This is a genomic window from Streptomyces sp. SID5910 (assembly GCF_009862125.1).
Lineage (GTDB): Bacteria > Actinomycetota > Actinomycetes > Streptomycetales > Streptomycetaceae > Streptomyces.
The window spans coordinates 1-6148 of the sequence record NZ_WWHX01000659.1 but is presented as its reverse complement, the minus strand read 5'-3'; the positions used below and the strand labels follow the sequence as shown (position 1 = coordinate 6148).

Below are 6148 nucleotides of genomic sequence, written 5' to 3'. Positions count from 1 at the left end.
CGCCGGCGACCGAGGCCGTCAGCATGCCGGCGCTGCCGGTCTCGGCCAGCTGCGGCGTCTCGGCCGGCTGGTCGACGGCGACCGCGGGCGGCGTGTCGACCACGGACGCGGGCGGCGTCAGGGGGGTGCTGGGCGTGCTCGGGGTGCTGGGCGTGGTGGGCGTGGTGGGCGTCACCGGCGTGGTGGTGGTCGGCGGCACCTCTTCCTCCGTGCCGTAGCCGCCCTCGTTGCCGCAGTCGTTGCCGTACGTGTCGTTGCCCACGGCGAGCACGTTGACGGCGTTGCCGCACACGTTGACCGGCAGGTGGATCGGCGCCTGGATGTTGTTCCCGGCCAGCAGCCCGTAGGAGTCCTCGGTGTGGCCGACGGCACGCGCGCCGCCGGCGGAGGAGGACGCGGACGTGGACGCCGACGCGGCCGGCGCGTTGCCGCCCGAGCCGTTGCCGCAGTCGTTGCCGTGCGTGTCGTTGCCCACGGCGAGCACGTTGACGGCGTTGCCGCACAGGTTCACCGGCACGTGGACCGGCGCCTGGATGTTGTTCCCGGACGCGATGCCCGAGGCGTCCTCGGTGTGGCCCACGGCCTGGGCGCCGGCGGGGCCGGACCCGTGCGAGCCGTTGCCGCACTCGTTGCCGTGCGTGCCGTTGCCCACGGCGAGCACACCGATGGTGTTGCCGCACACGTTCACCGGCACGTCGATGGGCGCCTGAACGTTGTTCCCGGACAGCAGACCGGAAGCGTCGTCGGTGGCTCCCACCGCGATGCTGTCAGCGAGTGCCGGGGTGCCGGACAGGGACAGAATGCCCGTGGCGGCGGCCGCCGCGAACACTCCCCTGCTCAGGGTCTGTCGCAATGTGGTGATCTTCCTGCTTGAAGTACTGCGCGAATTCCTGCGGGAAAGGCCCGTGTACCGCGGATGGAGCAGGCGACGGGGCGTCGCATGCCTACTGCTTCATAAACCCGGCACGAGGGAATCGGTTGCGCAGGTTCACCCGGTTGGACCGCGCAGTATTCAAAAAGTTCCGGAAAATATGGGCGGCGCGCGGCCGCTCAGGACACCACGTCCTTGCGGGCGAATCCCCGGAAGGCCAGCGCGAACAGGACGAGCGCGTACGTCACGGAGACCGCGGTGCCCTGGAGCATGCCGGACCACTCGGGGTGCGGCTGCACGGCGTCCGCCCAGGCGAACTGCCAGTGCGCGGGCAGGAAGTCGCGCCAGTGGCCGAGGGCGGTGACGGCGTCCAGGACGTTGCCGACGATGGTGAGGCCGACGGCGCCGCCGACCGCGCCGAGCGGGGCGTCGGTCCTGGTCGACAGCCAGAACGCGAGGCCGGCCGTGACCAGTTGGGACACGAAGATGTACGCCACGACCACCACGAGCCGCAGCGCGGCCGTCCCCGGGGCGAGCGAGCCGCCCGTCGGGATCGCCAGCGGCCCCCAGCCGTAGGCGACCGTGCCCACGGCGAGGGCGACCAGCGGCAGCAGCACCATCGCGGCGAGGCTGAGCCCCAGCCCGACGGCGAGCTTGGACGCCAGCAGGCGGGCGCGCGGCACCGGCGCGGCGAGCAGATAGCGCAGGGAGGACCAGCTCGCCTCGGAGGCGACGGTGTCCCCGCAGAACAGGGCGACGGGGACGACCAGCAGGAAGCCCGCCGAGACGAACAGGCTGACCGCGGCGAAGTTGGCGCCTGAGGAGGTGGCCGTGTCCATCAGGGTGATGCGGTCGCCGGGGCCGTCCGGCTCGCCGCCGACGGCGAAGGCGACGACCAGGACGAACGGCAGGGCGGCGAGGATCGCGCCCATGACCAGGGTGCGGCGCCGCTTGAGCTGGCGCACCAGTTCCACCCGCAGGGGCAGGGTGCGGCCCGGCCGGTAGCCGTACGCGGTCTCGGGCTGCTCCGTGAGCGTGCTCACGCGGAACCTCCGATCAGGGTGAGGAAGGCGTCCTCCAGGCGGCGGTGCGGGCCGACCGAGGCCACCGGCACCTCCAGCCGGACCAGTTCGGCCACGAGGCCGGGCGCCGTGCCGTCGGCGGCGAGGCGGACCAGGAGCCCGTCGTCGGTGTGCACGACCGAGTCCACGCCCGGCAGCGCGGCGATCTTCTCGACGACCGGTTCCTCCACGGGGAGGTCGGTGCCGACGAGGAGGGTGTCGCCGGAGCCGATGATCTCGGCGACCGGGCCGGCCTGCACCAGGCGTCCGCGGTCCATGACGACGAGGTGGGTGCAGGACTGCTCGACCTCGGCGAGCAGGTGGCTGGAGACGATGACCGTGCGTCCGGCCGCCGCGTAGCGGATCATCACCTCGCGCATCTCGCGGATCTGGGGCGGGTCGAGGCCGTTGGTCGGCTCGTCCAGGATGAGCAGGTCGGGCAGGCCCAGCATGGCCTGGGCGATGGCGAGGCGCTGGCGCATGCCCTGCGAGTAGGTGCGCACCGCGCGGGCCAGCGCGTCGCCGAGGCCGGCGATCTCCAGGGCCTCGTCCAGGTGGGCGTTCTCGGGCGGACGGCCGGTGGCCCGCCAGTACAGCTCCAGGTTCTCCCGGCCGGACAGGTGCGGCAGGAAGCCGGCTCCCTCGACGAAGGCGCCGACCCGGGACAGCACGGGCGCGCCGGGCCGGATCGCGTGCCCGAAGACGCGGATCTCGCCCTCGTCCGGCGTGATCAGGCCCATCAGCATGCGCAGGGTGGTCGTCTTGCCGGCGCCGTTGGGGCCGAGCAGCCCGAGGACCTGGCCCTTCTCGACGCGGAAGGACAGCTCCCGCACCGCGTACCGGTCGGCCGCGCCGGCGTAGCGCTTGGTCAGGCCGGTGATCCGCAGCGGGACCTCGGCGAGCGCGGGGTCCGGGGCGGGCGTGGCGGTGCGGCGGCGGCCGGTCAGCAGCAGGGCCAGGGCGACGGCGAGACCGGCGAGCGGCAGCCACCACACCCAGGCGGGCAGCGGGGCGGCGGCCGTGCTGACGCCGGGCGCGGTGGGCACCGTGAGGCCGCCCTTGAGGGAGACCGTGTACGTGGCCGGGGCGGCCGGGGAGGCGTAGCCGAGGTCGGTGGAGGCGAGGACCAGGCGCAGCCGGTGGCCCTTCTCGACCTCGTGGTCGATCGCCGGGAGGGTGAGGGTGACGTCCTTGCCGGCCTTGGCGCCCTCGACGCGGACCGGTGTGACGAGCTGTCCGGGGAGCACCGGGGCGGTGCCGCCGGGGCCGACGTCGTAGACCTTGGCGAAGAGGACGGCGTCGTCGGAGGTGGAGCGGACGTGGACGGTCGCCGTCGGGGAGCCGGTGACGCGCAGGTCCTCGGTCAGCGGGGCCGACTGGAAGGCGGCGTACTGGCCGGGGAAGTCCAGGGACACGCCGACGCCGAGGGAGGACAGCTGGGCGAGCCCGCCCGCGCCGCCGATGCCGGGGAGGGCGGAGACGGCGGGCGGGTTGGCGCCGGCCGGGTTGGCGAAGCGCTGCTCGCGTCCGGCCAGGGGCACGGAGGCGGGGCCGCCGCCGAGGCCCGGGTACCGGTCCGCGCTGGCGCCCCGCAACTGGGCCTGTCCGTCGGTGGAGTCCACCCCGCCGGTGCGGGTGACCCGGAAGGCGGGGCCGGTGGCGGCGCCCTCGTCGTCCTTCAGATAGCGGTCGAACCAGGAGTGCACGCGCGCGTGGAGGCGGTCCGTCTCCAGGTCGCCGCCGTCGTGCCCGCCGGCGATCCAGTCGACGTCGACGGGCGCGCCGTTCGCCCGGATCGCCCGGGCCGCGGCGTCGGCCTGGCCGAGCGGGAAGAGGGAGTCGGTCTGGCCCTGCATCAGCAGGGTGGGGACCCGGATGCGGTCGCCGACGGCCTGCGGGCTGCGTTCCCGCAGCAGCTTCACGGCCTCGGCGTCCGGCACGCCGGACTCGGCGACGCGCTGGTACATCCGGCACAGCGCGTCCTCGAAACGGCCGCAGCCGCCGCCGGTGTTGACGAAGATGCCCGCCCACAGCTTCTTGAAGACGCCGTTCGGCATCAGGGCGTCCGCGAGGTTCCAGTAGGTGATGGAGGGGGCGATGGCGTCCACGCGGGCGTCGTGGCCCGCGGCGAGCAGCGAGACGGCGCCGCCGTAGGAGGCGCCGGCCAGGCCCACGCGCGGGTCCCCGGCCCTGTCGAGCCGCACCTGCGGCTGCTTGGCCAGCCAGTCGATCAGCCGGGAGACGTCGGCGACCTCGCCGTCCGGGTCGTTGAGCCCGATCCTCCCGGTGGACCGGCCGAAGCCGCGCGCCGACCAGGTCAGCACCGCGTACCCGTCGCGGGCGAGGCCCTCCGCCTGCTCGCGCAGGTCGGCCTTGCTGCCGCCGAAGCCGTGCGCGAGCAGGACGGCGGGCCGGCGGCCGGCGGAACCGGACGTGAAGTAGGAGGTGTCCAGCCGCACTCCGTCGCCCATGGACATGATCCGGTCGGCGCGCCGTACCGGGGCGGGGTCGTCGGAGGCGACCGCCGTCCAGGTCCCCGCGCCGGCGAGCACGACGACGGCGGCCGCGGCGGCGAGCGCCCGCCTCGGCCGCCGCAGCAGCCCCCGCATCCGGGGCAGTCGAAGATCCATGCGTCAACGGTACGGGCCGGCACCGACAGCGGGGGCCCTCCGGGGGCTGAACCGCCGCCCCTCCCACGGGCGTACGCAGCGCCGCCGCCGTACCACGGACGCGGTACGGCGGCGGGGCTCCACGGCTCACGCCCCGGCGGGCTCCCGGGCCTCGTCGCGGGTGTCCTCGGGGAGGGTCACCAGCCAGCGGGTGTCGCGGCGCGGGCGCAGGTACACGGCCCAGTACAGGGTGGCGACGGCGGTGATGCCGCCGGTCCACAGCAGGTAGCCCGTCTCCTGCTGGGTCAGGATGTAGGCGAGGACGACGATCAGCAGGACGGGCACGGCGGGCCACAGCGGCATGCGCCAGGCCTGCGTGTGGCCGTGGGTGCCGCGCCGGCACAGCAGGGCGGCGATCGCGACCAGCAGGTACATGCCGGTCACCGAGACGCCGGTGACGCCGTACAGGGTGTCGAGGTTGACGAAGCAGAGCACCGCGCCGGGGACGCCGACGGCGAGGGTGGAGACCCAGGGGGAGCCGAACCGGCCGAGCTTGGCGAAGAGGTGGTTCACCGGCCCGGGCCACGCCTTGTCGCGGGCGGAGGCGAACAGGACGCGCGAGTTCTGGATGACCATCACGATGCCGGCGTTGATGATGGCGAGGGCCACGCAGAGGCTGACGAAGGTGCCGACGGCCGAGTTGGACCAGGCGGTGACCATGGAGCCGATGTCGCCGCCGGTCAGCTCGGTGAGGTCCGAGGCGCCCAGGGTGATGGCGACGACCGGGACCAGGATGATCACGGTGGAGATGGCGAGGGTGGCGAGCACCGTGCGGGCGACGTTGCGGCGCGGGTGCTCCAGCTCCTCGGAGAGGTAGACGGCGGTGGAGAAGCCCTGGGTGATGAACAGGGCGATGGCGAGACCGGAGACGACCAGCATGCCCGTCACGGTGTCCGCGTGGCCGTCGGCGCCGGCCACCTCCATGGAGGCGAGGCTGCCGAGGCCGCGCTCGCCGTGGACGAAGCCCAGCACCGCGACGACGGCCGCCGCGATGACCTCCAGGACCAGGAAGACGCCGGTGATCCAGGCGTTGGCGCGCAGGTCGAGCAGGCCGGCCAGGGTGGCGAGCACCATGACGCCGGCGCCGGCGATCGACGGGTCGAGGTGCACGATCGGTTCGAGGTAGTCGGCCGTGCCCATCGCGATCACCGGCGGGACGATCATGACGACCAGCAGGGACAGCACGAAGACCAGCCAGCCCGCCAGCCGCCCGGCCATGGTCGACACCATGGCGTACTCGCCGCCTGCGCTGGGGATCATCGTGCCCAGCTCCGAGTAGCAGAACGCCACGGCGATGCAGAGGAGGGAGCCGATGGCGATCGTCAGGGCGGTGGCGGTGCCGAGCGAGCCGAACAGGTCGGGCACGACCACGAAGAGCGTGGAGGCGGGGGTCACGCACGAGAGTGTCAGGAGAGTGCCGCCGACGACCCCGATGGACCGCTTGAGCGTCCGGGACTCCGGATGGTCCGGCTGTTCCGGGGGCGCCGCGGTGGCGGTCTGGGCGGGGCGGAGCGTGTCGGTCATCGAGGGGGTCCGATCGACTCGTA

Annotated in this window: 4 protein-coding genes; all 4 read right to left on the bottom strand. The window is 73.8% G+C overall.

Annotated elements, in window-relative coordinates; genetic code table 11:
• A partial coding sequence (locus tag GTW67_RS22940; RefSeq protein WP_161166695.1) for a chaplin occupies positions 1 to 853 on the bottom strand: 853 nt, incomplete at its 3' end.
• A gap of 197 nt (positions 854 to 1050) precedes the next feature.
• Positions 1051 to 1914, bottom strand: coding sequence for a DUF2705 family protein (locus tag GTW67_RS22935; protein ID WP_161166694.1), 864 nt, complete (start codon positions 1912 to 1914; stop codon positions 1051 to 1053).
• The gene (locus GTW67_RS22930; protein WP_161166693.1) at positions 1911 to 4562 is read right to left on the bottom strand and encodes a CocE/NonD family hydrolase; all 2652 of its coding nucleotides are present in this window, start codon (positions 4560 to 4562) and stop codon (positions 1911 to 1913) included. Before GTW67_RS22930 ends, GTW67_RS22935 begins: the two co-directional genes overlap by 4 nt.
• Before the next feature lie 126 nt (positions 4563 to 4688).
• Complete coding sequence (locus GTW67_RS22925) at positions 4689 to 6125, bottom strand: APC family permease (protein WP_161166692.1); 1437 nt, start codon at positions 6123 to 6125, stop codon at positions 4689 to 4691.
• Between the last annotated feature and the right edge of the window lie 23 nt (positions 6126 to 6148).

What these genes read in the sequence shown, in the direction of transcription:
- GTW67_RS22930 (WP_161166693.1), bottom strand. Translation starts at nt 4,562, where the DNA reads ATGGATCTTCGACTGCCCCGGATGCGGGGGCTGCTGCGGCGGCCGAGG.
- GTW67_RS22925 (WP_161166692.1), bottom strand. Translation starts at nt 6,125, where the DNA reads ATGACCGACACGCTCCGCCCCGCCCAGACCGCCACCGCGGCGCCCCCG.